Here is a 25,234-nt window from a genome sequence, read left to right as displayed (position 1 = left end):
TCGTCCTCAGTTGGTGGTGGAAGCGGGCAGGAGCTTGCCCGGCAGAAGTTTGCCCGGATTGAGCAGGCCTGCCGGGTCGAGCAGGTGCTTGAGCTGGTGCATCAGTTCGAGTTCGAGCGGCGCCTTGCGCAGCTCCATCTCGGAGACGCGCAGCTGGCCGATGCCATGCTCGGCGCTGATCGAGCCGCGCCGGCGGCCGATCTCGTCATGGACGATGCGGGTGAGTTCGGGAGTGAGGGCCGCGAAATCGGCTGGGTCCTGTCCCAACGCCGGCAGCAGGTTGTAGTGCAGGTTGCCGTCGCCGAGATGGCCGAACACGATCGGCCTGATGCCGGGCGCTACGGCGCGGACGGCGGCATCGGCTGCGGCGACGAAATCGGCCATGGCCGACACCGGCATGGAGACGTCGTGCTTGGCGGCCTTGCCCTCGCGCACCAGCGCTTCCGACACGCCTTCGCGGATGCGCCAGAAGGCTCTGGCCTGCGTGCCGTCCTGCGCGATGGCGGCGTCGAGGACGAGGCCGGCCTCGATGCTCTCGGCCAGCGCGGCTTCGAGGCGCTCGCGCAGGCCCTGCTCGTCGTCCTGGTCCGAAAGCTCGATCAGCACTGCCGCCGGCGGCAGCGTGGCGAGCGGCAGGCGCGCATCGCCGATATGGCGCAGGATCAGCGACAGGCAATCGCCGGTCATGAACTCGAAGGCGGTCAGCCGGTCGCCGCAACGGTCGCGAACCGCCGACAGAAGGGCCAGCGCCGCTTCAGCGTCCTCGACGGCGACGAAAGCACTGGCACGGGCATGCGGCTGGGCGAAGAGCTTCAGCACCGCGCCGGTGATGACGCCGAGCGTGCCTTCCGAGCCGATGAAGAGGTCGCGCAGGGCGTAGCCGGTATTATCCTTGCGCAGCGCCGTCAGCCCGTCCCAGATGCGCCCATCGGCCAGCACGACTTCGAGGCCGAGGGTGAGCTCGCGCATCGTGCCGTAGCGCAGGACGGCGACGCCGCCGGCATTCGCAGCGAGATTGCCGCCGATGGTGCAACTGCCCTCGGCCCCGAGGCTGAGAGGGAAGAAGCGCCCGGCCTCCTGCGCCGCCTGCTGAACCTTGGCGAGGACGACGCCGGCCTCCACGGTGATCGTATTGCTGACAGCATCGATGTCGCGAATGCGGTTCAGCCGCGCGAGCGAAAGGACGACGGCGTTGCCGGATTCATCCGGCGTCGCGCCGCCCGACATGCTGGTATTGCCGCCCTGCGGAACGACAGGCACCTTGTGGCGTGTGCAGATGCGCATCACGGCCGCGACCTCCGCGGTCGAGCCGGGCCGGGCGACGGCCCGCGCGGCGCCGCGATATTTGCCGAGCCAGTCGGTGAGGAACGGAGCCTGGTCCTGCTGGGAGACGAGGACATTCGCCTCGCCGAGAGCCCCGGCGAGTTCGGCAATCAGATCATCCATGTTCAGCCTCCGCGGAGAGGGCGTCCGCCCCAGCCCAGCCGCACGCGCCCGATCGCCATCGTCACCGCCGCCTGGGTCGGCTCGACGATCGGGATGCCCAGTTCTCGTTCCAGCGGTTCGCGGAAGCGCGCCATCCCGGCGCAGCCCATGACCAGCACATCGGCATGGTGCGTGTCGCGCAGCGTGCGGCCGACGCCGATCATGCGGCCGAGCGTCAGTTCATCGTCGGCCATCTCGGCGATGGTGAGGTTCACGGGCAGGTCGCCCGCGAAACGGTCCATCATCCCCATCGCACCGAGATAGCGCAGATGACGCGGGATCGAGTTCTGCAGCATCGCGACGATGCCGAAGCGTTGGCCGAGTGTCAGCGCCGTCAGCACGCCGCATTCGGCGATGCCGAGCACGGGCTTCTCGCTCTGCTCGCGCAGGGCATGCATGCCGGGATCGGAGAAGCAGGCAACAACGAAGGCCGCGGCCTCGTTCTCCAGACTGGCCGCACGCTTCAGCAGGGCCGGGATCAGCCCGTCTACATCGCGCTGCGACTGGATGCCGGGCGGACCTTCGGCCAGCGTCAGGCATTCGATCGCGGGGCCACCGGCGATGCGCAGCGGTGCGACCGCGACATCGATCTCCCTGGTCACGCGCTCGGTCGAATTGGGATTGATGACGTAGATCGTGCCGCTCACGATACCTCTCCTTCCGGGATGGTCCGCGACCGTTCGCGCCAGCTTGCGAGTGTCTGACGTGGAGCCTGGAAACGGTCGCGCAGCGTGACGTACCAGTCGGCACCGTGCAGGCGGCCGACGAGGTCGAGCATGTCGATATCGACATGCAAGCGCTCGTCGACGACGCCGTCGCGGATATGGATGTGCTGGATTTCGCCGACGACGAGATTGCGATTGCGGGTGCCGAGCGAGAGCGAGACCGTCTCGCGGCATTCGAGCTGGACCGGGGAGGCGGCGAGCCTGGGCGCGGCAATCGTGGCGCTCGGCGCGGTCGCGAGCCCCGCCGCCTCGATCTCGTCGACCTCGCCGGGGAAGTCGATGGCGCAGATCTGCATCGCCTCGACCATGGCGCGATCGACCAGATTGACGACGAAGCTGCCGGTCTCGCGGATATTCCGCATCGTATCTTTCAGCGGCGAAGTCGCGCCATCGCGGCCCTCGATGCCGAGCACGACCAGCGGCGGCGCATGGCTGAAGACGTTGAAGAAGCTGAAGGGCGCGGCGTTGGCGCGCCCTTGCGCATCGACCGTGGTGACGAGCGCGATCGGGCGCGGCAGCACGGTGTTGACGAGGAGCTTGTAGAGGTCGCGTTCCGCCAGATCGCTTGCGGCCCAGTCCATCGGCTCAGCCCAGGCTCACATCGAGCAGGCGCACCGTCTCGGCCAGCACGCGGGCGCCGTCTCCGGCCTGCTCGGGCGTGATCGATTCCTCCGGCGCGTGGCTGCGGCCTTCGAGGCAGGGTACGAAGATCATCCCGATCGGGCCGGTATGGGCGACCTGGACGCCGTCATGGCCGGCGCCGCTCGGCAGGTCGCGCGTGGCGAGCCCGAGCGAGGTGGATGCATTGGCGATGGCCGAACGGATTTCCGGCGCGCAGGCCGTCGGCGCGACATGGCTGATCGGCTCGACGGCGATGGAGAGCCGGAGTTCTTCGAGCGCGGGGCGCAGGTCACGTACCAGCGCTTCCCCGAAGGCCTTGACCGCCGCCTCGTTGCCGGAGCGGACCTCGAGCGTCAGCACGGCCTCGCCCGGCACGGCATTGGCCGCGTTGGGGCTGACCTCGATGCGCCCGAAGGTGGCGACCAGAGGCTGGTTGTCCCGGGCTGTCGCGAGCGCCCGCTTATAGGCGGCCTCGACCAGCTTGGCGGCACCGACCAGCGCATCGGCCCTGAGCGGCATCGGAGTCGCGCCGGCATGGTCGGCCCGGCCGGTCACGGTGATGCGCTCGCGGCGGATGCCGACGATGTCGGTGACGATGCCGATCGGGATGCGCTCGTTCTCCAGCACGCGGCCCTGCTCGATATGGACCTCGACATAGGCCGCGACGCTGCCGGCCGCGCGCTTGACCGCGGCCAGCTCTTCGGGCCGGCCGCCGACGAAAGCGATGCCTTCGCGCAGCGTCATGCCGTCAGGGCGGGTGAGGGCGAGATGCTGCTCGGTCAGCGCGCCTGCGAGGGCGCGGCTGCCGATGCAGGACAGACCGAATTCGCTCGGCTCCTCGGCCAGGAAGTCGACGACCTCCAGCGTATGGCGCAGACGGTCGCCGCGCTCGCTGAAGCTCTGCGCGACTTCCAATGCGGCGAGCACGCCGAGAATGCCGTCATAGCGTCCGCCGGACGGCACGGTGTCGGAATGCGAGCCGATCAGGATCGGCTTCAGCGACGGATCCGCCCCGGTGAGTCGGCCGACCAGGTTGCCGGCAGCGTCGAGCTCCGTCTCCAGCCCGGCGTCGCGGAATTCCGCCGTGAGCCATTCGCGGCCTTCGAGGAAGCGCGGGGTGAAGGAGCGCCGCGTCCAGGGGCGCTCCGGATCGGTGATCCGCGAGAGCGCCTCGATGCGCCGCCAGAGACGGTCCTGATCGATCGACATGATGTGCCTACGCCGCCGGACGCAGGAAGCGGCCGTCGCCTGCCTTGTTGCGGATCTCGGTGCCGTCCCAGGCGAGCTGGCCGCGTACGTAAGTTGCGGCGACGCGGACGCGGAACTCGCGACCCTCCATCGAGCTCCACTTCACCGCCGCGAGGCTCTTGCTGGGGTCATGAATGAAGCGGCCCGGCTCCAGCACGGTGATGTCGGCGTCGGCGCCGGCTTCGAGCCGGCCCTTGTCGGCGAGCAGGAAAGCCTTCGCCGGCCCCTCGCAGAGCTGCTTCACGACGATGGTCGGGGAGAGGCCGTGCTCTTCGCAGCCGGTCCAGAGGGCCGGCAGCAGGGTCTCGATGCCCGGGCCGCCCGAGGTGTTCTTGAAGATCATCGGGTCGCCCTTCTTCTCCAGGCCCCAGGAGACGTGATCGGACGAGATGAAATCGCAATGGCCGGCGGCGAGATGGCTCCAGAGCAACTCGCTCTCGGCCTTCGGGCGGATCGGCGGATAATGCTTCACCTTGGCGCCGAAGCGCGGGACGTGTTCCTCGGCGTTGAGCATGAAGTACTGCACACAGCTCTCGACCGTCGCCTTGTAGCCGGCGCGCTTGTACATGTTGCAGATCTCGAAGCCGCGGGAGGTCGAGACGTGGACGGCGTGGGCGCGCGCGCCCGTCTCGGCGCCGATCTCGTAGATGCGGGCGGTTGCGAGGTTCTCGATCAGCGGCGTATGGGCGCGCAGGAAGGCGTCCGGGCCGGTATCGCCGGCTTCGATCAGCCTGGCGATATTGCGCCGGGTCATCTCCTGGTCCTGATTGTGGACGCCGCAGAGCAGGCCGGTCGGCTCGATCAGCTTGAAGGCTTCGTAGAGCGTGTCGTCGCCGATGCGCGGAAAGCGCGTCGGGTTGGCCTCGAAGGTCGAGAACTTGAAGGCGCAGGCGCCGGCCTCGACGAGGCCGGGAATGGCATGGAGCCCGTTCTCGATGGTGATGGTCGCGTAGAGCGCGACATCGACATGGGCGTCGCGCTCGACCACCGCGACCTTCTCGTTGAAGAGCTTGGCGCTGGTGACGGGCTCGGGCTCGTCATAGGGCATGTCGACCATGACGGTGACCCCGCCGGCCGCCGCAGCGCGCGAGCACATGCCGATGCCCTCGTGATCGGCCTGGCTGCCGGAATGGACCTGCCCGTCGATGACGCCGGGAATGATCCACTGGCCGCGGAAATCCTGCGTCTCGCGGGCCGAGGGCGGTGTGCCGGACCCGACCTTGCCGATCTTGCCGCCGGTGACGGCGACATAGCCGTCCTCGATGATCGTGTCGGACAGCACGATGTTGCCGCGGAGGACGAGATCGAAATCGCTCATGACTGGGGTATCCGGATGATCCTGCGGGTGTGGGGAGAAGCGCGTGGCCTAGCCTTCGCGGCCGAGCGCGTATTCGGTGAAGTTCATGCCGAGCGCCTTCTCGACGATCGGATAGACGCTGGGGTCGGTCACGCTGGAGCTCAGCGGGATCTTGTCCTTGGGCACGCGCAGGACCGAGAGCTCCATGCCCTCGCGGACATGGCCGGCGCTGGCTGGTTGGCCGTCATTGTCGAGCGTGGTAATCACGTCCGGGAAGCAGGCGTGCCGGGCGCCATCCAGGTCGGTGACGGCCATGTACTCGTTCATGACGTGGATGATGCGCGCGGCCGCACCGGTGCCGACCTGGATCGTGCCGATGTCGAAGGCCTCGTTGGTGTAGCGGACATCCTTCTTGGCGACGGGGCCGCGCGCGATGATCGAACCGCCGGTCTGGTCGCAGATCGCGTCGATCACGGCCGAACCGCCCTTCGGCCTGGCATCGAGGATGCGCTCGCCCAGTGCCAGCGCCATCGAGATGCCGCCGAGCGCGGCATTCTGGCGAACGTAGGCCGCCGAGACGGGGTTGCGGCAGGAGGCGATGAAGCCGCCGGACATGTCCGAAGCGGTGCGCAGGATCGGCGAGACCTTGGCCGTGGCGCCGCGGGTCACCAGCTCGATATACTGGTTCTTGGCACGGTTGCCGCCGACCGCGACCTGAATGGTCGCTTCCGGGCTGTTGGCGAGGCCGATCGAGCCCATGTCGCCGGTGGGGTGGGCGCGGATGTCGCCGACGGCGTCGACCACTTTCACCCCGAGGATCGCGCTGGGAAGCCAGGCGTTCAGCGTGCTCGACATGCCGTTCTGGCCGATGATGAGGCCGTAGACTGGCTTGCCCAGTGCCTCCTGCAGCAGCTGCACGGCCTTGACGTAGTCGATGCCCCACATCTCCCACTCGGTCGTGCCGGCGGGTGCGCCGATGGCGGCGGCGGTGGCGATGATGGCGTCGTCGGGAATCTCGTCCATGGTGACGAGCTCGGGCCTGCCGGTGTTGACCGCGGCGGTGCCGAGCATGCGGCCGTGATCGGCCCAGCCGCCTCCGCCCGCGGCGAAGACCGAACCGCCGGCCACAGCGGCCTCGACATCCCTCATCGTCAGAAAGCGCCTCATCGGCCGGCCTCGTCCCTTGTGACCGGTCGTTGCCGGCGCGAGATCGAGCTTAGAGCGCTATGCGCGAAATGAATCATGCTTATTATGCGGCCGACCATAATCGGATGTTATCCTCATGCGCCTCAATCTCCGGCAGATCGAAGTCTTCCGTGCCATCATGATCACTGGCTCGATCAGCGGCGCGGCCCGGCTGCTCTCGGTCTCGCAGCCGGCGATCAGCCGTCTCCTGGCCTATACGGAGGACCGGTTGGCGCTGCGCCTGTTCGAACGGGTACGCGGCCGCGTGCAGCCGACGCCGGAGGCTCGCCGCCTGTTCCAGGAGGTCGATCAGGTCCATCAGGGCGTGGTCCGGGTCAACGAGCTGGCGGAGGAACTGCGGGAGCGCGGCACGGGCTCGGTGCGGATCGTCGCGAGCCCGAGCGTCGGGCAGGCGCTGGTGCCGGACGCCATTGCCCGCCTGCGCGAGCGCTTCCCGGATCTGCGCGTCGAGTTCGAGGTGCTGACCCTGCTCGAGATCGTCGCCAAGATCGTGGCCGGCCGGGCCGATCTCGGCGTCTCGATCCTTCCCGTCGACGAGCCGACGCTCGACATGGAGGTGCTGACAGAGGGGCGGCTGATGGTGATCATGCCGCGCGACCATGCGTTGGCGCGGCTGCGCGTGATCCGCCCGGCCGATCTCGTACCTTATCCGCTGATCGGGTTCGGGCCGCAGACGCCCTATGGCGATGTCGTCGGTCGTGCGCTCGCTCTGAAAGCCGCGCCGCTCCGCATCAGCACCGTCGTTCGCTTCACGCCCGTCGCCTGCGCAATGGTGCGGGCCGGCGCCGGCATCGCGGTCGTCGACGAGTTCGTGCTGCGCGGGCGGACCTGGCCGGAGCTGGTGTCGCGCCCGCTCGCGCCCAAGACGCGGGTCCGCGCGCACCTTCTGACGCCGCGCTTCGAGCCGCTTTCGCGGACGGCGAGCTCTTTCGTCGACATTTTGCGCGGATTGGTGCCGCCCTTGCCCAGGGGCAAGGATGCGGAGCCGCCCGAAGACGCTTAACATCATGTTATGGAAACCTGACAATAAATAATTGGCAGGGCATGATTTCGCCCTGTTAGGCTTCGCTCCAGACGTGGCCGGATTGTTGCTGGAACAGGGGCGCAACGATCGCGGCGGCGCCGTCGCACAACGGGAGCGGAAGCATGAAACTGAATTCGATCGGGATGGCGCGCGCCGCCATCAGGGGCTTGGCGTTGGCCGCCCTCATCGCGATGCCGGCCATGGCTGAGGACGCCGATCATCCGCAGAACGAAAAGCTGAAAGTGGCCTGCGACCTCGGTTTCGCGCCGTTCTGCTTCAAGACACCGGCCGGCGAGACCACCGGCTTCACCTATGATATGTCCCTCGCGATCGCCCAGAAGCTTGGCCGCCCGGGCGTCGAGGTCACGGATTCGAACTTCTCGGCGATCTTCGCCGGCCTGTTCTCCAAGCGCTACGAGATGATCCCGGCGCCGACCAACATTACGCCCGAGCGTGCCGCGCAGATGCTGTTCAGCGAGCCCTACATGCCGACGGGCCTCGGCTTCCTCGTCAAGAAGGGCAACAAGATCGCCAATCTCGACGAGCTGAAGGGCAAGGCGCTGACCGTCAACAACGGCTCGATCTCGGACAAGTGGCTGACCGACAACGAGGCCAAGTACGGCTTCACCATCCAGCGCTACAACAAGAATGCCGACGCCGTGCAGGCGGTCATGATCGGCCGCGCCTTCGCCAACGTCGCCGATGCGCCGGTCTCGCGCTATGTCTCCACGCAGACGCCAGCTGCGGAAGTTGCCTTCGTGCTCGACAGCGGCCGCAACTTCGGCATCGCCTTCCGCAAGGAGGACGCCGCCTTCCGGTCTCAGGTCGAAGGTGCGCTGGAATGCATGAAGACCGACGGCACGCTCGCGAAGATCCACGAGAAGTGGTTCGGCGTGAAGCCGGATGCCAATTCCTCGGCGGCAAAGGTCTATCCGGGCACCGGCGCGCCGGATTTCGAGGGCTATGACGCGACCGAGCGCAAGGCTGCCTGCAAGTGAACTCGCAGCCCGCCATGACGGCCACGCCTGCTGAGACGATCGTTTCGATCGAGGGGCTGCGCAAGAGCTTCGGCCATGTCGAGGTGCTGCGCGGCGTCGACCTCAAGGTCGGCAAGGGCGAGGCCGTCGTGATCGTCGGCTCCTCCGGTTCGGGCAAGAGCACCTGCCTGCGCTGCATCAACCGGCTGGAGGAACCGACGGCGGGCACCATCCGCGTCGGCGGGCAGGAGATCACCGGTCCGAAGGTGGACCTCAATCTCCTGCGCCGCCGGATCGGCATGGTCTTCCAGGGCATCCATCTCTACCCGCACAAGACCGCGCTGGGGAACGTGATGCTGGCGCTGCGCAAGGTGGTCGGCCTCGGCAAGGAGGAGGCCGAGCGCAAGGCGCGGCACCACCTCGAGGTCGTCGGCCTCGCCCACAAGGCCGATTCCTATCCGGCCGAGCTGTCCGGCGGACAGCAGCAGCGCGTCGGCATCGCCCGCGCCATGGCGCTGGAGCCGCAGGTCATGCTCTTCGACGAGCCGACCTCGGCGCTCGATCCAGAGCTCGTCGGCGAAGTGCTCAACGTCATGGTCCGCACCAAGGAAATGGGCATGACCATGATCGTGGTGACGCATGAGATGAAGTTCGCGCGCGATGTCGCCGACCGCGTCGTCTTCATGGACCATGGCGCGATCCTGGCCGAGGGCACGCCGCAGGAGATCCTGATCAACCCGCAGCACCAGCGCATCCGCGACTTCGTGATGCGCTCGCACGGCTGACGGGCGCACATGGATCAGATCGTCCGCTACTTCTTCGATTTCGGGCTGCTGTCGGCCTACTGGCCCGACATCCTGCGCGGCTTCCTGATCACCGTCGAGATGTCGATCCTGACGGTGCTGATCGGCATCCCGCTCGGCCTCGCGCTCGCGATCCTCAGGCTCTACGGCATCCGGCCGCTGAACTGGCTGATCATCTTCTATATCGACTTCTTCCGCTCGATCCCGCAGCTCGTCCTGATCGTGCTGGCCTATTTCGCGCTGCCCTATTTCGGGCTGGTGCTGGAGCCGGTCACGGCGACCGTGCTGGCGCTTGCGATCGTACTCTCAGCCTTTGCCGAAGAGATCTTCTGGGCCGGCATCAACGCCGTGGCGAAGGGGCAGTGGGAGGCGGGGCGCTCGACGGGCCTCGGCTTCACCCAGACGCTGGCCTACATCATCTTGCCGCAGGTGGTGCGTATGTCTATCCCGCCGCTGACCAACCGCGCCATCGGCATCAGCAAGGGCACGACGCTGGGCTCGGTCGTGGCCGTGCCGGAACTGCTCAACGTGACGTCGAGCATCCAGTCCAACGTCGCCAATCCGACTGCGCTCACCGTCGGCGCGCTGCTCTTCCTCCTGCTGTTCCTGCCCTTCGTGCGCTTCACGCGCTGGCTGGAACATGTCTACGCGCATCCGAGGTCATGATGGACGAGCTCGTCACGACCTTCTTCAATTTCGACGTCCTCAAACAGGTCTGGCCGCTGCTGCTGCAGGGCTTCTGGATGACGCTGGCGCTGGCCGCGGTGGCCGTGCCGCTCTCGGTGTTCGCCGGCATCGCCATCGCGATGGCGCAGGACGTGCCCAGCAAGCTGCTGCGCTTCCTGCTGATCGCCTATGTCGACGTGATGCGTGCGATCCCGCCGCTGGTGCTGCTGATCTTCATCTTCTTCGGCCTGCCGTTCCTGGGCCTGAAGCTCAACGAGTTCACCGCGGCCGTGCTGGCGCTGACGCTGAACGGGTCGAGCTATTTCGCCGAGATCTTCCGCGCCGGCATCGAATCCGTGCCGAAGGGCCAGCGCGAGGCGGCGCGCTCGACCGGGCTGAACTGGTACCAGAGCATGGTCTACGTCGTCGTGCCGCAGGGCACGCGCAATGTGCTGCCGGACCTGATCAGCAACACGGTCGAGCTGGTGAAGCAGACTTCGATCGCCTCGGCGGTTGCGTTGCAGGAGCTGCTGCGCTCGGCGCAGCTCGCACAGGGCCTGCTCTACAATCCGACCCCGCTGATCGCGGTGGCGATCGTCTACTTCCTGATGTTCTGGCCCTTCGTGCGGCTGGTCTCGCGGCTGCAGAACCGCACGGCTCCGTCGGCCGCGTGAAGCGCAGCCGATCCGCCGCGTCAGGACGCGACGGGGAAGAGGCGGGTGATGCGGTTCGGATTGGTCTCGGCGAGGAAGATGTCGCCGGCAGGTCCGAGCCAGAGGCCATGGGCTCCGTTGAGAACCGGCCGGCAGCGGCCGAGCAGGGCACCGTCCGGCGAGAGCAGGCTCAGCGTCGGGATGGAATCGCAGACATGAATCCGGTCTTCCGCATCGGCGACGACATCCTGGGGCCGCAGGAAGGCGTCCCATACCGCCAGAAGCTCGCCATCGGCCGTGAAGCTCTGCACGCGGCTGTTCTCGCGATCGGCGACGATGACGCTGTTGTCGCTGAGCACGCAGATGCCGTGCGGCGTCAGGAAGGCGCCCGGCGCCGTGCCGACCGCGCCCCAGCGACCGAGCGGGCGCCCCTCGGCGTCGAAGCGATGGATGAGCCCGTTGCCGTAGCCGTCGGCGACATAGAAGCCGCCATCGGGCGCGAAGGCGATGTCGCTGGGATGATTGAAGGGATGGCCGGGCCGATGGCTCTCGCCGATCTGCTGCCGGACCTGCCCCTCGGCGTCGCAAAAGAGAATCCGATGGGCGTCGCGGTCGACGATGGCGAGCCCGCCATCGGGCATCCCCGCGATCTTGTGCGCGTCGAGGCAGAGCGCCTCGCCCCAGCTCCGCAGGAGCCTGCCGTCGGCTGCGAGCGTGACGACGCAGGGGCCGTCGGGATCGACGGCGCTGTCGCGGCGCAGCAGGACATGGACGAGCCCGTCCCTGTCGACGGCGAGATCGGTGATCCTTCCCGGCATCGAGGGCAGCGCGCCCCAGGGGCGCTCGACGCCGAAGAGCCTGTCGCCGAGCGCAACGCGCAATTCCGTTTTCATTCTGACCTCGTCGCTGTTTCGCGCGCTGTGGGTGGCCGCCACTTCAGGGCCCCGGCCGCATGGGGAGAAAGACCATGAGCGATTTCGATCTCGTCATCCGCGGCGGAACGGCCGTGACCGCCTGCGATATCGGGCCTTTCGATATCGGTGTCGTCGACGGCATCATCGCCGCGATCGGCGAGGGGTTGCCGGGCGGCCGGGAAGAGGTCGATGCGCGGGGCCAGCTCGTGCTGCCCGGCGGCGTCGACAGCCACGTCCATCTCGATCAGCCCTTTTCCTCGGGCGCTGATATCGCGGATGGATTCGAGAGCGGTACGGCATCCGCCGCCGCGGGCGGGACGACCACGGTCGTCTGCCATGCGCCGCAGATCCGGGGCGGCTCGCTGGCCGGCGCAGTCGCCGCCTATGCCGAGAAGGCGAAGCAGGCTCGGATCGACCATGCCTTCCACCTGCTGGTCAACGACCCGACGCCGGAGGTGCTGGAAAGCGAGTTGCCGGCGCTGGTCGAGGCCGGGCATCGCTCCGTCAAGATTTTCATGACCTATGACAGCAACCGCCTCGGCGACGCGCAGATCCTGCAGACGCTGGCTGCGGCGCGGCGGGCGGGCGCGCTGGTCTGCGTCCATGCCGAGCATCATGAATTGATCACCTGGTTGACGCAGGCGCTGCTGGCGGCCGGATTGACGGCGCCGCGTCATCTCGCCTGGGCCAAGCCCATGGTCGTGGAGCGCGAGGCGACGCATCGGATTCTGGCACTGGCCGAGGCGCTGGATACGCCGATCCAGATCTTCCACGTCTCCGGCGCGCAATCGGGCGAGGAGGTCGAGCGGGCGCAGGCGCGCGGGCAGAAGGCCTGGGCCGAGACCTGCACGCAATATCTCGTGCTCGACGAGGCCGACATGGACAGGCCGGGCTTCGAAGGCGCGAAGTTCATGATCTCGCCGGCCCTGCGCAACGCCGCCGACCGCGAGGCGCTCTGGCAGTACCTGCGCGACGGCGTCATCGACATCGTCTCGTCCGACCATTCGCCGCTGCGCTACGACGATCCGCGCGGCAAGAAGCAGCATGGCGAGAATGCGCCGTTCAACAAGATTCCGAACGGCGTGCCCGGCCTCGCGGCGCGGCTGCCCATTCTCTACTCGGAAGGCGTCGCGAAGGGGCGCATCGACCTGCGCCGCTTCGTCGATCTCGTTGCGACCAATCCGGCCAGGCGTTTCGGGTTGGCGCCGCGCAAGGGCGCGATCGTGGTGGGGGCCGATGCCGATATCGTGCTGCTCGATCCAAACCGGCGCGTCACCCTCACCAATGCCATGCAGCATCACGGCAGCGACTACACGCCCTATGAGGGGATGGAGGTGCAGGGCTATCCGACGGCCACCTATCAGCGCGGCCGCCTCGTCTTCGACGGCGAACGCGTGCTGGCGCAGCCGGGGCAGGGGCAGTTGCTGGCGCGCGGCCCCTATGCCGAGATCGCGCCGGCGGGCCGCTTCCCCACTCCGTTCGACCCGTTCCGATGAGAGAGCCAAGGAGGGCGCTCAGGCGCCCTCCGTCTTTCCGAGCGGGGCGCCGACGCCGGTGCGCTCGGTCAGCAGGCCGTAATGCTCGACGCGGCGGTGGCGGGCGAAGTCGAAGATCGTCGCCTTGCCGAAGCGAGTGTCGTCGAGATCGCAGGGATGGACGAGCACGCCATCTTCCTCGTGGTCGAGTTCGCCGACGATCTTGCCATCCGGCGCGGCGATCAGCGTGCCGCCGAAGAGGTGGTGGCCGTCTTCCGTGCCGGCCTTGGCGACGGCCACGACCCAGGTCGAGTTCTGGTAGGCGCCGGCCTGAACCGAGAGCCGGTGATGGAACAGGCGGTCGGCTGCCGTCTCATTGGGAGATTGCGAGTTGACGGAGGGAGTGTTGTAGCCGAGCACGACCATCTCGACGCCCTGCAGCCCCATGACGCGATAGGTCTCGGGCCAGCGCCGGTCGTTGCAGATCGCCATCCCGAACAGCCCGCCTTCGAACTCCCAGACCGGGAAGCCGAGATCGCCGGGCTCGAAATAGCGCTTCTCGAGATGCTGATGCGCGCGCTCCGGGTCGAACTCGACATGGCCGGGAAGGTGGATCTTCCGGTACTTTCCGACGATCCGGCCTGTGCGGTCGACGAGGATCGAGCTGTTGAAGTGGCGTCCCTCCGGGGTGAGCTCGGCATAACCGAAGCTCATGGCCATCCCGAGTTCCTTCGCCTTGTCGAAGAGCGGCTGCGTCTCCGGGCCGGGCATAGCGCGCTCGAACCAGGGGTCGGCCGCGGCGCGATCCTCGCTGTACCAGCGCGGGAAGAAGGTGGTCAGCGCCAGCTCGGGATAGACGATGAATGTCGCGCCCTGCGCCTTGGCCGCCTCCATGAGCGCGATCATGCGCTCGACGACCTGCTTGCGGCTCTCGGCCCGCTGGATCGGGCCCAACTGGGCGGCGGCGACTGTGACGATACGTGGCACGGGCGTTCCTGATCGGATGAAAGTGGAGGGCCGCCCGATCACGACCTCCTTCGAGATCGATATGCCGCGTCCGAGCGTGGCTTTCGTCGAGGCTGCCCCTTTGGGGTTGCTGGGCCGTATCAAAGCCTTAGATCGTTGCCTCCCATTCTTCATATGCTTTGTTTGCGATCAGCTATAATGCGGCGTTATGCTTTCTCCGCCGACTTGGTTTTCCGACCGGAGCTGAAACGAAGCCGATTGGATTTACGCTTCGCCACGCAGGACCGATCGGTGCCCCAGGCCCACTGTGGAAGCTGCCGATCGCATTGTGAAGCGCCGGGAAAGCGATGTAAGTCTCGGGAGATAGCGCTGTCCCGGCGATCGGTGTGCGACTGCCCTGCCGCTCGAGGGACTGCGCCGCATTCCCACCGTGATCCCGGCTTGCGGCAGCAGGAACAAGGCGGCGGTGATTGCGGCTACGCTGCGTGCCGGGCGGGCTTCCATCCTGATCACCGATGAGGACGCCGCTGTGGCAGCGCTGGCGCTACACAAGGGCTGATCGATCCGGCGCGGTCAGGCGCCCCGGATCGCGTCCAGAAGCTCCTCATGGATCAGGCCGTTCGACGCGACCTGTGGGCCTTCAAAGAGATGAAGCCATCGAGCTTCCCTGCAGCGACCAGCGACATTTCGAGAGGCAGGGCTGGCTTGCTCGCGCTGGTTGCAGATGCGTCTTGAAGCGGCTGGCGCGGCCTCCGCGCCAGCAGTCCCGCAGTGCGTCCTGTCGCGACGGCGCGGCTTACAGCAGCTCTTCGCCGCGCTTCTCGGGGATGAGGAGCCACATCGCGAGGATGTCGAGGACATAGAGGGTCGCGAGCAGCGCGATGGCGGTCTGGAAGCCATAGGCAGCGGCGATCGCTCCCACGACGACGGGGCCGAAGCCGCCGACGCCGCGGCCGATGTTGAACAGCACGTTCTGCGCCGTCGCGCGGGCTGCGGTCGGGAAGAGCTCGCTCATCAGCGCGCCGTAGCCGCCGAGCATGCCGTTGACGAAGAAGCCCATCACCGCACCGGCGACGAGGAGCTGCATCGGGTCGATCAGCCGCGAATAGACGATGACCATCACCGCGGCGCCGAGCATGTAGCCGAAGAAGGCCGGGCGACGGCCGATCCGGTCGGCGATATGGCCGAAGGCGAAGATGCCGAGTGCCATGCCGGCGATGGTCACCGCCGTCCACAGGGCCGATTGGGTGAGGGCGAAGCCGAACCGCGTGGCGAGGTAGTTCGGCAGCCAGATCATCACGCCGTAATAGCCGAAGTTCTGGACCGAGCAGAGGATCACCATGCCGATGCTGAGCTTGGTGGTCTCCCAGTCCTTGACCAGCAGGCGAAGGGCCGATTCCTTCGGACGGTCCTTGGAGCGGGCGACGAAGACATCGGGCTCGTGCAGCGAATGCCGGATGAAATAGGCCGCGATCGCTGGCAGGACGCCGATGGCGAACATGCCGCGCCAGCCAATCGTGGGCAGCAGCAGCGGGGTGACGAGGGCTGCCGCGAGAACGCCGACCTGCCAGCCGAGGCCGACATAGGAGGAAGCGCGCGCCCGCTTCGAGGCCGGCCAGGCCTCGGCGACGAGCGCCATGCCGATGCCGAATTCGCCGCCGAGCCCGAGGCCGGCGATGGTCCGGTAGATCAGCAGATCCCAATAGCCCTGGGCGAAGGCGCACAGGCCGGTGAAGACGGCAAACAGGACGATGGTCCAGGTCAGGACGCGGACGCGGCCGATGCGGTCCGAGAGCATGCCGAAACCGATGCCGCCGAGCACGGCGCCGACGAGCGTCGCCGTCACCAGCGAGGCGGCCTGGGCCTGGCTCAGCTGCAGATCGGCCGAGATCGCCCTGAGCATGAAGCCGAGGATGAGCAGATCGAAGCCGTCCATCGCATAGCCGATGGCGGCGCCCCACAGCGCCTTGCGCGCCTTGTCGTCCACCGTCGTCGGTGCCGACAGCGCGGCGGCAGATGTTGTCCGATCGCTCATGGCTCAAAGCCCCTCGTTTTCGCGCGGCCGAACGATGCTGAGCCGCAAAGCTGATCGAGGCGCGCTCAAATGCGTGGTGTCGGTTCGACATGTCACGCAGCCGGAGCCGGCGCAATAATTGGCCTCGACCCTGCTGTGGATGTGTCAGGAAACATTTGCGCGTGTGGCTTTGGCGACAGCGGGGCGCCTGTCCGCGCGCCGTGGTGGAAATCGCGGCACGGGGATTGACCTGCCGGGCGGGGGCGATCAGAAGAGGCCGTTTGCCAATTCGACCTGCCCCTGCGCCCTTGCCCTCCCCGGCGAGCGGCGTCGCTCAGCCCGGAGAAACCGCGCCATGCCCAACCTGTTCACCCCCACCGACAGGACCGTGATCGCGCGCGAAGCGGCCAAGATGCTGCTCGAGATCAAGGCGGTCCATTTCTACAGCGACAAGCCCTTCTTCTTCACCTCGGGCTGGGCGAGCCCGGTCTATATCGACTGCCGCAAGATCATCTCCTATCCGCGCCTGCGCTCGACGCTGATCGACTTCGCCGCCACCACGATCGTGCGCGACATCGGCTACGAGTCGCTCGACACCATCGCCGGCGGCGAGACGGCCGGCATTCCCTTTGCCGCCTGGATCTCGGACCGCCTCGCGCTGCCGATGCAGTATGTGCGCAAGAAGCCGAAGGGCTTCGGCCGCAACGCCCAGATCGAGGGTTCGGTCGTCGAAGGTGCGCGTACGCTGCTGGTCGAGGATCTCGCCACCGACGGCCGCAGCAAGGTCAATTTCTGCGAGGCGCTGCGCAATGCCGGCGCCGATGTGCAGCACTGCTTCGTGCTGTTCTACTACGACATCTTCCCGAAGAGCCGCGAGCTGATGGCGGAGATCGGTGTGAACCTGCACTACCTCACCACCTGGTGGGACGTGCTGGCCGTCGCGAAGGACAGCGGCCATTTCGAGCCGAAGATCCTTGCCGAGGTCGAGAGCTTCCTCAACGATCCGGCGAGCTGGTCGTCCAAGCATGGCGGCATCTCCGCCTTCGGTGAAGAAAAGAAGCCGGCCTGAGCCGATGCTTCAGGACCCGCAGCTGCGTCTCGATATCAAGAGCGGGGAGCTGCACGACGAGCGCGGCCGGATGTTCGATCCGGCGGCGCGACGATGGAGCGAAGCGCAACCAGGCAGGCCGGGGGAGCCGGTCTCGGCTGCCCATGCCCTGCGCTGGCTCCAGCGCGAGAGCGGGATGCCGCTGCGCACGCCCGTCGCCGTGATCGGCACGCGCACGCCGACCGCGTCTCAGGCCGTTGCCGCCGAGACCTTGGGGCGGCTTCTCGCCGAGCACGGCGTCACCGTGCTGTGTGGCGGCCGCTCAGGCGTGATGGAGGAGGTCTGCCGTGGCGTCGCGCAGGCCGGCGGGCTGTCGATTGGCCTGCTGCCCGATGACGAGCCGGAGGCGGCCAATCCTTACGTCACCGTTCCGCTTGCGACGGGGATCGGCGTGGCGCGCAATGCGCTGATCGCCCGTGCCGCCCGCTGCCTCGTCGCGATCGGCGGCGGCTACGGTACCCTGTCGGAGATCGCCTTCGCCCTGCAGTTCAAGCGGCCGGTGTTCCTGCTGGACGGCGCGCCCGCGGTCGATGGGGCGCTCGAATGCGCCGATGCCGAGGCGGCGCTCGATGCCGTTGCACGGGTCATCCTGGCCCTCTGATCGACTTTCGGTTCACGACCTGCCGAGGCGGTTTCCTGCGGCTGCGCTGCGGGCCTCGAGCGCCTTGGCGACGCGGCGCATCGACTCGCCGGCGGCATGGCATTCCTCGTCGCTGAGCACAGTCATCATCGCCTCGATCTCGGCGACGTGGATCGCCATCGCCTTGCGGGTCAGAGCTTCGCCTGCGGGCGTCAGCCAGAGGCGGCGCAGGCGCTTGTCAGTTTCGTCATTGCGTCGCTCGATCAACCCGCGCCGCTCCAGCACCGGCAGCAACATGCTCATCGCGCTGCGTCCGACCAGCAGTTTCTCGGCCAGTGCCTGCTGCGAAAGGCCTGGCGCATGAAAGATGTTGGCGAGCACGTCGTAATGCGCGAGCTGAATGTCGAGCGGCGCCAGCGCCTCGGTGAAGACCTTCTCCCACAGGCTATGTGCGCGGGCGACGGCAACCCAGTTGCGGAAGCGCGGCAGGTCCCAGGGCAGAATCTGTGTTGTCGCCTGATTGGAAGGGGTCGGCGCGGAAAGCTCTTGCTTTTTGTTCATGGCTGAACATATTCGTTCAGCGCTGAACAAGACAGAGTCTGTGCCATGACCACTTCCGCTCTCCGCTACATGCGCCCGCTGGTCCGGGCCGCCAGCTTCGTGGCACCCGGTGCGACCGGCCGGCTTGCTTTCCGTCTGTTCTGTACCCCGCCGAGGCCGCTGAAGCGAAACGGAAAATCGCCCGAACAGGCTGCCGCGACAAGACTACGGCTAGCCAGCCGACGCGCGATCCCGTTCCCCTGCGGGAGCGTGCAGGCCTATGTCTTCGAGCCGGAGGGGCGCGCGGCGACCGGGACAGTGCTGCTGGTCCATGGCTGGACGGGAGAGGCGGCCTCGATGACCGCCTTCGTCGAGCCGCTACTGACCGCGGGCTTCCGGGTCGTCGCCTTCGACCTGCCGGGCCATGGCGCTTCGACGGGGCGCGAGCTCAACCTCCCGCTCGGCGTGGCGAGTCTCGCAGCCGTGGCGCGGGTGTTCGGGCCGCTGCATGCGATCGTCACGCATTCCTTCGGCGGCGCGATCGCGCTTGCTGCATTGGCGGGCTCGGTCAGGGGGCAGCCGCCGGTCAGCGCCGGGCGGTTGGTGCTGATCGCCGCGCCGTCTTCGATCACCGAGATCACCCGGCAATTCGGCGCCGCGATCGGCCTTGGCCGGCGCGGTCAGGCGGCCCTGGAGCGGCGCATCCATGTCGTTGCGGGCAACCCGGTCGAGGTCTTCGAAGGGCCGCTGCAGCTGGAGGCGATCGGACTGCCGACGCTGGTCATTCACGACCGCCAGGACCGCGAACTCGGCTTCCAGCATGCGCAAGCGCTGGCCGGCGCCGGCTCCTTCGTCAGGCTCGAAGCGACGGAGGGGCTCGGCCATCGCCGCATCCTGAAGGCGCGGCCGGTGGCCGAGAGCGTGGCGCGCTTCGTCGCGAATTGAGCACGACATGCCGTCATTGCGAGAAGCGAAGCGATGAAGCAATCCAGGGACCGCGGGGCTCGACGGTTCCACCCGGTCCCCTTGGATTGCTTCGCTTTGCTCGCAATGACGGGATCAGCTGAGCCTGCGAAAGCTCAGAGCCAGCCCATCAGCTCCCGCTGCACGACTTCGGCGATGACGTCGATGCCCTCGCGCGAGTCGTTGAGGCAGGGCAGATAGGCGAATTTCTCGCCGCCATTGTGCAGGAAGATCTCGCGGTTCTCGCCGTCGAGCTCCTCGAGCGTCTCCAGGCAATCGGCCGAGAAGCCGGGCGCGACGATCGCCATAGACTTCTTCCCGGCCAGGGCCAGTGCCTTCACCGTCTCGTCGGTATAGGGCTGCAGCCACTCGTCGGGGCCGAAGCGCGACTGGAAGGTCAGTGGGAAGCGCTCTTCGGAGAGACCGAGCTCGGCGCGCAGCAGGCGCCAGGTCTTGACGCATTGGCAGTAATAGGGGTCGCCCTTCAGCAGGTATTCCTTCGGCATGCCGTGGAAGGAGCAGAGGATGACCTCGGGTTCGAAATCGAGCTTGGCGAGCGAGGCGCGCATCGAGCGGGCCAGCGCGCCGATATAGACAGGGTCGTCGTGATAGGGCGGCGAGACGCGTACCGAGGGCTGCCAGCGCATCTGCATCAGCGCGCGGAAGGCCTGGTCGCAGGCCGTGGCCGAGGTCGGCGCGGCATATTGCGGATAAAGCGGCACCAGCAGGATGCGTTCGCAGCCCTGGTCGAGCAGGGCCTTCAACCGGCTCTTCACATCGGGAAAGCCGTAGCGCATCGCCCAGTCGAAGACGACGCGGTCGCCTGCGAGCGGCTTCAGGCGCTCGGCGAGCTGCTCGGCCTGCGAGCGGGTGATGGTCTTGAGTGGGCCCTCGTTGCGCTCGTTGTTCCAGATCGATGCGTAATCCTTGCCTTTGCGACCGGGGCGCGTCGACAGGATGATCAGGTTGAGGATCGGCCACCATTTCCAGCGCGGCTCCTCGATGACGCGCCGGTCGGACAGGAACTCCTTGAGGTAGGCGCGCATCGGCCAGTAGCCGGTGCCCTCGGGCGTGCCGAGATTCATCAGCAGCACGCCGATGCGTCCGTATTGCACCCTGGGATGGTCGGGCGGCAGGGAAGCGGCCTCGCGGCCGGGCGCCGCGGCGATGTCAGCAGTCATGAGCGGATGCTCTCCTTGCCACCGTGATTTAGACGAGTTCGCGCTTTCGTCCAGCCTTGAAGCCTGTTGAAAGCATGGGTGCGACATTGCCGCCGCCGTCCGGCGGCGCGATGCATCCTCTGGTCAGTGCGGCTTAACTCTTGCTAGTCTGGAGCCGTTCTCAAGACCTGAGGGGCGCCTGCCATGACGAAACTCACCCGCCGCAAGGCTCTAGGCGTCCTGGCGGCGCCTGCCACGCTCGCCGCGACCGCCCCGGTGGCGATGGCGCAGCAGCCGGCGCCGAGCTTCACGCTGCTGCTCGTCAACGACATCTACAAGATGAGCGACGACAAGGGGCGCGGCGGCTTCGCGCGCGCGTCCGGCATCGCCAAGGCCGAGCGGGCCAAGGGTGTGCCGGTGCTCTTCTGCCATGCCGGCGACTGCTACTCGCCCTCGCTGATGTCGGGCTTCGACCAGGGCGCGCATATCGTCGCCATGCAGAACAAGATGGGCATCGACGTCTTCGTGCCGGGCAACCACGAATTCGATTTCGGCAAGGAGAACTATCTCAAGCTCGTGGCCGCGCAGACCTACCCGACCTTCGCTGCCAATCTGCGCGACGCGTCGGGCAATCCGCTGCCCGGCCACAAGGACAGCCAGATCTTCGAGCTCGGCGGCATCAAGGTCGGCGTCATCGGCACAGCCTTCGACTCGACGCCGCAGGTTTCCTTTCCGGGCGACCTGAAATTCTCCTCGACGATGGAGGCGCTGCGCCGCGAGGCGAAGGCGCTGAAGGGGCAGGGCGCCGACATTCTCGTCGCCGTCGTCCATGCCGACCGGGCGATGGATTATGAGATCGTCCGCTCGCGCGTCGTCGACATCGTGCTGACCGGCCACGATCATGACCTCGCCATCGCCTATGACGGCAAGGTGGTGATGGTCGAGTCGAACGAGGAGGGCAATTACGTCACCGCCATCGACATCGCCGTCAGCGTCAAGGGCGAGGGCGCGGCCCGGCAGGTCTCCTGGACGCCGACCTTCCGCGTCAACGATTCCCGCTCCGCCACGCCGGACCCGGATGTCGCCGCGATCGTGAAGGGCTATGAGGCGGAGCTCTCGAAGGAGCTCGACGTCGACATCGCCACGCTGGCCGCGCCGCTCGATTCCCGCACCGGCGTCATCCGCACGCAGGAGACCGCGATCGGCAACCTGATCGCCGATGCGATCCGGGCCGCGACCGGCGCCCAGCTCGCCATCACCAATGCCGGCGGCATCCGCGCCAACAAGCAATATGCCGCCGGGCAGAAGCTGACGCGCCGCGACGTGCTGAGCGAACTGCCCTTCGGAAACGCCACGGTGATGGTCGAGATCACCGGCAAGGACGTGAGGGACGCGATCGAAAACGGCTTGCGCGATGCGCCGCAGGGCGCCGGCCGCTTCCCCGTGGTCTCCGGCCTCACCTTCGAAGCCGATCTCAAGCAGCCGCAAGGCTCGCGCGTCATCGCGGTCACGGTCGACGGCAAGCCGATCGACCCGGCCGGCAAATATACCGTCGCTTCCAACAACTTCATGCTGGAAGGCGGCGACGGCTATACGGCGCTGGGCCGCGGCAGGACGCTGATCGGCCTCACCGACGGCAAGCTGATGGCGAACGAAGTGATGGTCTATGTGCGCCGGCTCGGCACGGTCGACGCCAAGGTCGAGGGCAGGGCCGTCCTGAAGTGAGCTGCACCGACGCGCTCGCTGCCTTTCTGGCGAGCGGGAATTCCAGGGGCTGGCGCGACCTGCCGGTCTTCGCTGCCGGGGGAGACGCCGCGCGCGCCTGCGCCGTCGTCGATGCCGAGCGGGAGGCCGGGCATGTCGTGGCACCGGCGCCGGAGCGGGTCTTCGCCGCGCTGGCGCTGACGCCGCTGGACGCGGTCCGCGCCGTGATCCTCGGGCAGGATCCCTATCCGACGCCCGGGCATGCCAATGGGCTCGCCTTCTCCTATGTCGGCCCGCCGCCGCTGCCACGCTCGCTCGTCAACATCTACAAGGAGCGGGCCGAGGATCTCGGGAGGGCGGCGCCGTCCGACGGCGACCTGACGCGCTGGGCGCAGCAGGGCGTGTTGCTGCTCAACACCGCGCTGACGGTGCGGGAGGGGGCGAGCAAGGCGGGTTCGCACCTTTCGCTCGGCTGGGGGAAGGTTACGGACGCCGTCATCGCGGCCGTCTCGCGGGAGCGACCCCATGCCGTCTTTCTGCTCTGGGGTGCGCCCGCGCAGGCGAAGCGGCCGCTGATCGACGAGGACCGGCATCTCGTCATCGCCAGCGCTCATCCTTCTCCGCTTTCGGCAAGGCGCGGCTTCTTCGGGTCGAAGCCGTTCAGCCGGGCGAATGCCTGGCTGGAAGGGCAGGGGGAGAAGGCGATCGCCTGGTGATGTCGACGACCGTCATGCTCGGGCTTGACCGGAGCATCTCGCGTTAGAAGAGGCGCCTTGTTCGGCAAGAGATTCTCGGGTCGAAGCCCTGCTTCGCCCGAGAATGACGGCGGATGTCACCCCACCGGCCGCTCGTCGGCGATGACCTTGCCGTCATTGGGCAGGGCGCCGAGCGGCAGGATCTCGACCGCGCCCTTGAGCTTCGTCACCTGCTGCAGGGTCGAGGACACCGCGTCGACGAAGCCGGCTGGTTCGGCGTAGATCTCGGCCTTGAGGGTCATGGTGTCGGTCTCGTTGGCGCGGCCGACCACAAGCCTGAGCTTGGCGATCTCGGCATGGCGCCTGGCGATCTCGGCGACCTGCTCGGGACGCACGAACATGCCCTTGATCTTGGCGGTCTGGTCGGCGCGGCCCATCCAGCCCCTGATGCGGGTGTTGCTGCGTCCGCAGGCGCTCCTGCCCGGCAGGACGGCGGTGAGATCGCCGACGGCGAGTCTGATTTGAGGGTGATGCGGGTCGAGATTGGTGATGACGACCTCGCCGACCTCGCCCTCGGGAACGGGGTCGCCGGTACCGGGGCGGACGATCTCGACGATCAGGTTCTCGTTCAGCACCATGCCCTCGCGTGCCGGCGTTTCGTAGGCGATGACGCCGACATCGGCGGTCGCATAGAGCTGGTAGGCGTCTATCCCGCGCTCCCCGACCCAGGCCTGCAGCGAGGGTGGGAAGGCTGCACCGGAGACAACCGCGCGCTTGATCGAGGAGATATCGACGCCGCGAGCGTCGGCGGCTTCGATCAGGATCTTGAGGAAGTCCGGCGTGCCGGCATAGGCGCTCGGCCGATAGGCGGAGATCACCTCCATCTGCTGCTCGGTATTGCCGGGCCCGGCCGGGATCACGGCGCAGCCGATGGCGCGGGCTGCGGAGTCCATGATGAAGCCACCCGGCGTCAGGTGATAGCTAAGCGTGTTCAGCACGATGTCGCCCGGCCGGAAGCCGGCGGCATGGAGGCCGCGCGCCGCGTTCCAGGCATCGGCGGCGGTGCCCTCGGGCTCGAAGATCGGGCCTGGCGAGGTGAAGAGCCGGCCGAAGGAGCCGGCGTGAGCCGGGACGAAGCCGCCGAAGGGCAGCGCCTGCTGCTGGAGCGCGGGCAAGTCGGCCTTGCGCAAAACCGGCAGGCGCGCCAGTGCCTCGCGGCTCGTCACGGATGCGGGATCGATGTCGCGCAACCGTTCGGCATAGGCCGGTGCCTGCATCGCGGCGGCGATCAGCTTCGGCAGCCGCGCGAAGAGATCGGCCTCGCGCTCCTCGGGCGAGCGGGTTTCGAGCGCGTCGTAATGCTCGGTCATGGTGCGGTCTCGTTCATCGGGTCTTTGGCAGGTAGCAGCCCTCATCCTGAGGAGCGCTCGGAGAGTGCGTCTCGAAGGATGTTCCAGATATCTCCGGAACCTCCCGGAGCATCCTTCGAGACGCCGCTGCGCGGCTCCTCAGGATGAGGGCTTCGCAAGATGGCAGATGTTCACGACAGCCAGCGCTTGCGGCGCTTGTAGCTCTTCACCTCGCGGAAGGACTTCTTGTTGCCCTCGGCGACGCCAAGGTAGAATTCCTTCACGTCCTCGTTCTCGCGCAGCATCTGGGCTTCGCCATCCATGACGACGCGGCCGGTCTCCATGATGTAGCCATAGGTGGCGTAGCGCAGCGCCATGTTGGTGTTCTGTTCGGCGACGAGGAAGGAGACGCCTTCCTCGGCATTGAGCCGGCGAACGATCTCGAAGATCTCTTCGACGATCTGCGGCGCGAGGCCCATCGAGGGCTCGTCGAGCAGGATCATCTTCGGCTTCGACATCATCGCGCGGCCGATGGCGCACATCTGCTGCTCGCCGCCGGAGGTGTAGCCGGCCTGCGAATTGCGGCGCTGCCTGAGGCGGGGGAACAGCGTGTAGATCTTCTCGAGGTCGCGCTTGATCGCGGCGTTGCCGTCGCGGCGGGTGAAGGCGCCGGTCAGCAGGTTTTCCTCGATGGAGAGATGGCCGAAGCAGTGCCGCCCCTCCATGACCTGGATGCAGCCGCGCCGGACCAGCTCGTTCGGGGACATCTTGTCGACGCGCTCGCCGTCGAAAATGATCGAGCCCTTGGTGACCTCGCCGCGCTCGGCCTTGAGCAGGTTGGAGATCGCCTTCAGCGTCGTGGTCTTGCCGGCGCCGTTGGCACCGAGGATCGCGACGATGCCGGCGCGCGGCACGGTCAGCGAGACCCCCTTCAGCACCAGCACGACATGGTCGTAGATGACCTCGATATTGTTGAGCGACAGGATGGTGTCGCTCGCGGTCGCTGCGGTTGGCTTTTCAAGAGTGGCGGTGGACATCGGACCTCCAAATCCTTCTCCTCT

Annotated in this window: 26 protein-coding genes; 12 read left to right on the top strand and 14 right to left on the bottom strand. The window is 67.3% G+C overall.

Going from position 1 to position 25,234, the window contains the following annotated elements; genetic code table 11:
• Positions 1 to 6: 6 nt before the first annotated feature.
• Genes AB4Z10_RS05475 through AB4Z10_RS05450 form a run of 6 tightly spaced genes read right to left on the bottom strand, consistent with a single transcriptional unit; the run spans position 7 to position 6,543 of the window.
• Positions 7 to 1,446: an FAD-binding oxidoreductase gene (locus AB4Z10_RS05475; protein WP_441469363.1), complete on the bottom strand. Its 1,440-nt coding sequence runs from the start codon at positions 1,444 to 1,446 to the stop codon at positions 7 to 9.
• Between the two features lie 2 nt (positions 1,447 to 1,448).
• Positions 1,449 to 2,132, bottom strand: a complete 684-nt coding sequence (locus AB4Z10_RS05470) for an aspartate/glutamate racemase family protein (protein WP_441469362.1) — start codon at positions 2,130 to 2,132, stop codon at positions 1,449 to 1,451.
• On the bottom strand, positions 2,129 to 2,791 hold the full coding sequence (locus AB4Z10_RS05465; protein ID WP_441469361.1) for a flavin reductase family protein: 663 nt from the start codon (positions 2,789 to 2,791) through the stop codon (positions 2,129 to 2,131). Before AB4Z10_RS05465 ends, AB4Z10_RS05470 begins: the two co-directional genes overlap by 4 nt.
• A gap of 4 nt (positions 2,792 to 2,795) precedes the next feature.
• On the bottom strand, positions 2,796 to 4,040 hold the full coding sequence (locus AB4Z10_RS05460) for a Zn-dependent hydrolase (RefSeq protein ID WP_441469360.1): 1,245 nt from the start codon (positions 4,038 to 4,040) through the stop codon (positions 2,796 to 2,798).
• 7 nt (positions 4,041 to 4,047) lie between these two features.
• A complete protein-coding gene (locus AB4Z10_RS05455) occupies positions 4,048 to 5,397 on the bottom strand; it encodes a dihydroorotase (RefSeq protein WP_441469359.1) in 1,350 nt (449 codons plus the stop codon).
• A gap of 48 nt (positions 5,398 to 5,445) precedes the next feature.
• Positions 5,446 to 6,543: a DUF917 domain-containing protein gene (locus tag AB4Z10_RS05450; RefSeq protein ID WP_441469358.1), complete on the bottom strand. Its 1,098-nt coding sequence runs from the start codon at positions 6,541 to 6,543 to the stop codon at positions 5,446 to 5,448.
• Between the two features lie 115 nt (positions 6,544 to 6,658).
• Here AB4Z10_RS05450 and AB4Z10_RS05445 point away from each other — a divergent pair, with 115 nt between their 5' ends.
• Positions 6,659 to 7,585: a LysR family transcriptional regulator gene (locus tag AB4Z10_RS05445; protein WP_441469357.1), complete on the top strand. Its 927-nt coding sequence runs from the start codon at positions 6,659 to 6,661 to the stop codon at positions 7,583 to 7,585.
• Positions 7,586 to 7,640: 55 nt separating this feature from the next.
• On the opposite strand, the gene AB4Z10_RS05440 is transcribed toward AB4Z10_RS05445, so the two are convergent.
• Positions 7,641 to 7,808 carry a hypothetical protein gene (locus AB4Z10_RS05440; protein WP_441469356.1) on the bottom strand — a complete coding sequence of 56 codons (168 nt, stop codon included), beginning with the start codon at positions 7,806 to 7,808 and terminating at the stop codon, positions 7,641 to 7,643.
• Between AB4Z10_RS05440 and AB4Z10_RS05435 the strand changes: the two genes are divergently transcribed.
• From AB4Z10_RS05435 to AB4Z10_RS05420, 4 genes are read left to right on the top strand one after another with little or no spacing between them, the layout of a single operon-like run.
• Complete coding sequence (locus AB4Z10_RS05435; protein WP_441469355.1) at positions 7,807 to 8,604, top strand: substrate-binding periplasmic protein; 798 nt, start codon at positions 7,807 to 7,809, stop codon at positions 8,602 to 8,604. The genes AB4Z10_RS05440 and AB4Z10_RS05435 overlap by 2 nt on opposite strands.
• 14 nt (positions 8,605 to 8,618) lie before the next feature.
• A complete protein-coding gene (locus AB4Z10_RS05430) occupies positions 8,619 to 9,368 on the top strand; it encodes an amino acid ABC transporter ATP-binding protein (protein WP_441469354.1) in 750 nt (249 codons plus the stop codon).
• Positions 9,369 to 9,377: 9 nt separating this feature from the next.
• Positions 9,378 to 10,052 (top strand): amino acid ABC transporter permease, encoded by a 675-nt coding sequence (locus tag AB4Z10_RS05425; RefSeq protein WP_441469353.1) that lies wholly within the window; start codon positions 9,378 to 9,380, stop codon positions 10,050 to 10,052.
• Positions 10,052 to 10,726: an amino acid ABC transporter permease gene (locus AB4Z10_RS05420; RefSeq protein WP_441469352.1), complete on the top strand. Its 675-nt coding sequence runs from the start codon at positions 10,052 to 10,054 to the stop codon at positions 10,724 to 10,726. Before AB4Z10_RS05425 ends, AB4Z10_RS05420 begins: the two co-directional genes overlap by 1 nt.
• 20 nt (positions 10,727 to 10,746) lie before the next feature.
• Here AB4Z10_RS05420 and AB4Z10_RS05415 read toward each other — a convergent pair whose 3' ends face one another.
• Entirely contained in the window at positions 10,747 to 11,598 is an 852-nt protein-coding gene (locus tag AB4Z10_RS05415; protein WP_441469351.1) for an NHL repeat-containing protein, read from the bottom strand.
• Between the two features lie 74 nt (positions 11,599 to 11,672).
• Here AB4Z10_RS05415 and hydA point away from each other — a divergent pair, with 74 nt between their 5' ends.
• On the top strand, positions 11,673 to 13,115 hold the full coding sequence (hydA, locus tag AB4Z10_RS05410; RefSeq protein ID WP_441469350.1) for a dihydropyrimidinase: 1,443 nt from the start codon (positions 11,673 to 11,675) through the stop codon (positions 13,113 to 13,115).
• An 18-nt stretch (positions 13,116 to 13,133) separates the two neighbouring features.
• Here the strand turns inward: hydA and AB4Z10_RS05405 are convergent, their stop codons facing one another.
• A complete protein-coding gene (locus AB4Z10_RS05405; RefSeq protein ID WP_441469349.1) occupies positions 13,134 to 14,081 on the bottom strand; it encodes an N-carbamoyl-D-amino-acid hydrolase in 948 nt (315 codons plus the stop codon).
• Between the two features lie 376 nt (positions 14,082 to 14,457).
• Here AB4Z10_RS05405 and AB4Z10_RS05400 point away from each other — a divergent pair, with 376 nt between their 5' ends.
• On the top strand, positions 14,458 to 14,619 hold the full coding sequence (locus AB4Z10_RS05400; protein WP_441469514.1) for a sugar-binding domain-containing protein: 162 nt from the start codon (positions 14,458 to 14,460) through the stop codon (positions 14,617 to 14,619).
• Between the two features lie 237 nt (positions 14,620 to 14,856).
• Here AB4Z10_RS05400 and AB4Z10_RS05395 read toward each other — a convergent pair whose 3' ends face one another.
• A complete protein-coding gene (locus AB4Z10_RS05395) occupies positions 14,857 to 16,095 on the bottom strand; it encodes an MFS transporter (protein ID WP_441469348.1) in 1,239 nt (412 codons plus the stop codon).
• A 334-nt stretch (positions 16,096 to 16,429) separates the two neighbouring features.
• On the opposite strand from AB4Z10_RS05395, the gene AB4Z10_RS05390 reads away from it, so the two are divergent.
• Together AB4Z10_RS05390 and AB4Z10_RS05385 are read left to right on the top strand one after the other, a co-directional pair.
• Positions 16,430 to 17,143 carry an orotate phosphoribosyltransferase gene (locus tag AB4Z10_RS05390; RefSeq protein WP_441469347.1) on the top strand — a complete coding sequence of 238 codons (714 nt, stop codon included), beginning with the start codon at positions 16,430 to 16,432 and terminating at the stop codon, positions 17,141 to 17,143.
• Between the two features lie 4 nt (positions 17,144 to 17,147).
• Entirely contained in the window at positions 17,148 to 17,783 is a 636-nt protein-coding gene (locus AB4Z10_RS05385) for a TIGR00725 family protein (RefSeq protein WP_441469346.1), read from the top strand.
• A 12-nt stretch (positions 17,784 to 17,795) separates the two neighbouring features.
• Here AB4Z10_RS05385 and AB4Z10_RS05380 read toward each other — a convergent pair whose 3' ends face one another.
• Positions 17,796 to 18,323: a MarR family winged helix-turn-helix transcriptional regulator gene (locus AB4Z10_RS05380; protein WP_441469345.1), complete on the bottom strand. Its 528-nt coding sequence runs from the start codon at positions 18,321 to 18,323 to the stop codon at positions 17,796 to 17,798.
• 45 nt (positions 18,324 to 18,368) lie between these two features.
• Between AB4Z10_RS05380 and AB4Z10_RS05375 the strand changes: the two genes are divergently transcribed.
• Positions 18,369 to 19,247 (top strand): alpha/beta fold hydrolase, encoded by an 879-nt coding sequence (locus tag AB4Z10_RS05375; RefSeq protein WP_441469344.1) that lies wholly within the window; start codon positions 18,369 to 18,371, stop codon positions 19,245 to 19,247.
• A gap of 134 nt (positions 19,248 to 19,381) precedes the next feature.
• On the opposite strand, the gene hemH is transcribed toward AB4Z10_RS05375, so the two are convergent.
• Positions 19,382 to 20,446, bottom strand: a complete 1,065-nt coding sequence (hemH, locus tag AB4Z10_RS05370; protein ID WP_441469343.1) for a ferrochelatase — start codon at positions 20,444 to 20,446, stop codon at positions 19,382 to 19,384.
• 183 nt (positions 20,447 to 20,629) lie between these two features.
• Here hemH and AB4Z10_RS05365 point away from each other — a divergent pair, with 183 nt between their 5' ends.
• Positions 20,630 to 22,150, top strand: coding sequence for a bifunctional metallophosphatase/5'-nucleotidase (locus AB4Z10_RS05365; protein ID WP_441469342.1), 1,521 nt, complete (start codon positions 20,630 to 20,632; stop codon positions 22,148 to 22,150).
• Entirely contained in the window at positions 22,147 to 22,845 is a 699-nt protein-coding gene (gene ung / locus AB4Z10_RS05360) for a uracil-DNA glycosylase (RefSeq protein ID WP_441469341.1), read from the top strand. The genes AB4Z10_RS05365 and ung overlap by 4 nt, the downstream gene beginning before the upstream one ends.
• 116 nt (positions 22,846 to 22,961) lie before the next feature.
• Here ung and AB4Z10_RS05355 read toward each other — a convergent pair whose 3' ends face one another.
• Complete coding sequence (locus AB4Z10_RS05355) at positions 22,962 to 24,194, bottom strand: phenylacetate--CoA ligase family protein (RefSeq protein ID WP_441469340.1); 1,233 nt, start codon at positions 24,192 to 24,194, stop codon at positions 22,962 to 22,964.
• A 170-nt stretch (positions 24,195 to 24,364) separates the two neighbouring features.
• Positions 24,365 to 25,210 carry an ABC transporter ATP-binding protein gene (locus AB4Z10_RS05350; protein WP_441469339.1) on the bottom strand — a complete coding sequence of 282 codons (846 nt, stop codon included), beginning with the start codon at positions 25,208 to 25,210 and terminating at the stop codon, positions 24,365 to 24,367.
• Positions 25,211 to 25,234: the final 24 nt, after the last annotated feature.

This window comes from Allobosea sp. RAF48 (assembly GCF_052114025.1).
GTDB lineage: Bacteria > Pseudomonadota > Alphaproteobacteria > Rhizobiales > Beijerinckiaceae > Allobosea.
The sequence above is the reverse complement of the archived record's forward strand: the minus strand, read 5'-3'. Positions and strand labels throughout refer to the sequence as shown.

Bases quoted from the DNA above. Each gene is read 5' to 3' on its own strand.
- AB4Z10_RS05475 (WP_441469363.1), bottom strand. From the start codon at position 1,446: ATGGATGATCTGATTGCCGAACTCGCCGGGGCTCTCGGCGAGGCGAAT.
- AB4Z10_RS05465 (WP_441469361.1), bottom strand. From the start codon at position 2,791: ATGGACTGGGCCGCAAGCGATCTGGCGGAACGCGACCTCTACAAGCTC.
- AB4Z10_RS05460 (WP_441469360.1), bottom strand. From the start codon at position 4,040: ATGTCGATCGATCAGGACCGTCTCTGGCGGCGCATCGAGGCGCTCTCG.
- AB4Z10_RS05455 (WP_441469359.1), bottom strand. From the start codon at position 5,397: ATGAGCGATTTCGATCTCGTCCTCCGCGGCAACATCGTGCTGTCCGAC.
- AB4Z10_RS05450 (WP_441469358.1), bottom strand. From the start codon at position 6,543: ATGAGGCGCTTTCTGACGATGAGGGATGTCGAGGCCGCTGTGGCCGGC.
- AB4Z10_RS05445 (WP_441469357.1), top strand. From the start codon at position 6,659: ATGCGCCTCAATCTCCGGCAGATCGAAGTCTTCCGTGCCATCATGATC.
- AB4Z10_RS05435 (WP_441469355.1), top strand. From the start codon at position 7,807: ATGGCTGAGGACGCCGATCATCCGCAGAACGAAAAGCTGAAAGTGGCC.
- AB4Z10_RS05440 (WP_441469356.1), bottom strand. From the start codon at position 7,808: ATGGCCGGCATCGCGATGAGGGCGGCCAACGCCAAGCCCCTGATGGCG.
- AB4Z10_RS05430 (WP_441469354.1), top strand. From the start codon at position 8,619: ATGACGGCCACGCCTGCTGAGACGATCGTTTCGATCGAGGGGCTGCGC.
- AB4Z10_RS05425 (WP_441469353.1), top strand. From the start codon at position 9,378: ATGGATCAGATCGTCCGCTACTTCTTCGATTTCGGGCTGCTGTCGGCC.
- AB4Z10_RS05420 (WP_441469352.1), top strand. From the start codon at position 10,052: ATGGACGAGCTCGTCACGACCTTCTTCAATTTCGACGTCCTCAAACAG.
- AB4Z10_RS05415 (WP_441469351.1), bottom strand. From the start codon at position 11,598: ATGAAAACGGAATTGCGCGTTGCGCTCGGCGACAGGCTCTTCGGCGTC.
- hydA (WP_441469350.1), top strand. From the start codon at position 11,673: ATGAGCGATTTCGATCTCGTCATCCGCGGCGGAACGGCCGTGACCGCC.
- AB4Z10_RS05395 (WP_441469348.1), bottom strand. From the start codon at position 16,095: ATGAGCGATCGGACAACATCTGCCGCCGCGCTGTCGGCACCGACGACG.
- AB4Z10_RS05390 (WP_441469347.1), top strand. From the start codon at position 16,430: ATGCCCAACCTGTTCACCCCCACCGACAGGACCGTGATCGCGCGCGAA.
- AB4Z10_RS05385 (WP_441469346.1), top strand. From the start codon at position 17,148: ATGCTTCAGGACCCGCAGCTGCGTCTCGATATCAAGAGCGGGGAGCTG.
- AB4Z10_RS05380 (WP_441469345.1), bottom strand. From the start codon at position 18,323: ATGAACAAAAAGCAAGAGCTTTCCGCGCCGACCCCTTCCAATCAGGCG.
- AB4Z10_RS05375 (WP_441469344.1), top strand. From the start codon at position 18,369: ATGACCACTTCCGCTCTCCGCTACATGCGCCCGCTGGTCCGGGCCGCC.
- hemH (WP_441469343.1), bottom strand. From the start codon at position 20,446: ATGACTGCTGACATCGCCGCGGCGCCCGGCCGCGAGGCCGCTTCCCTG.
- AB4Z10_RS05365 (WP_441469342.1), top strand. From the start codon at position 20,630: ATGACGAAACTCACCCGCCGCAAGGCTCTAGGCGTCCTGGCGGCGCCT.
- AB4Z10_RS05355 (WP_441469340.1), bottom strand. From the start codon at position 24,194: ATGACCGAGCATTACGACGCGCTCGAAACCCGCTCGCCCGAGGAGCGC.
- AB4Z10_RS05350 (WP_441469339.1), bottom strand. From the start codon at position 25,210: ATGTCCACCGCCACTCTTGAAAAGCCAACCGCAGCGACCGCGAGCGAC.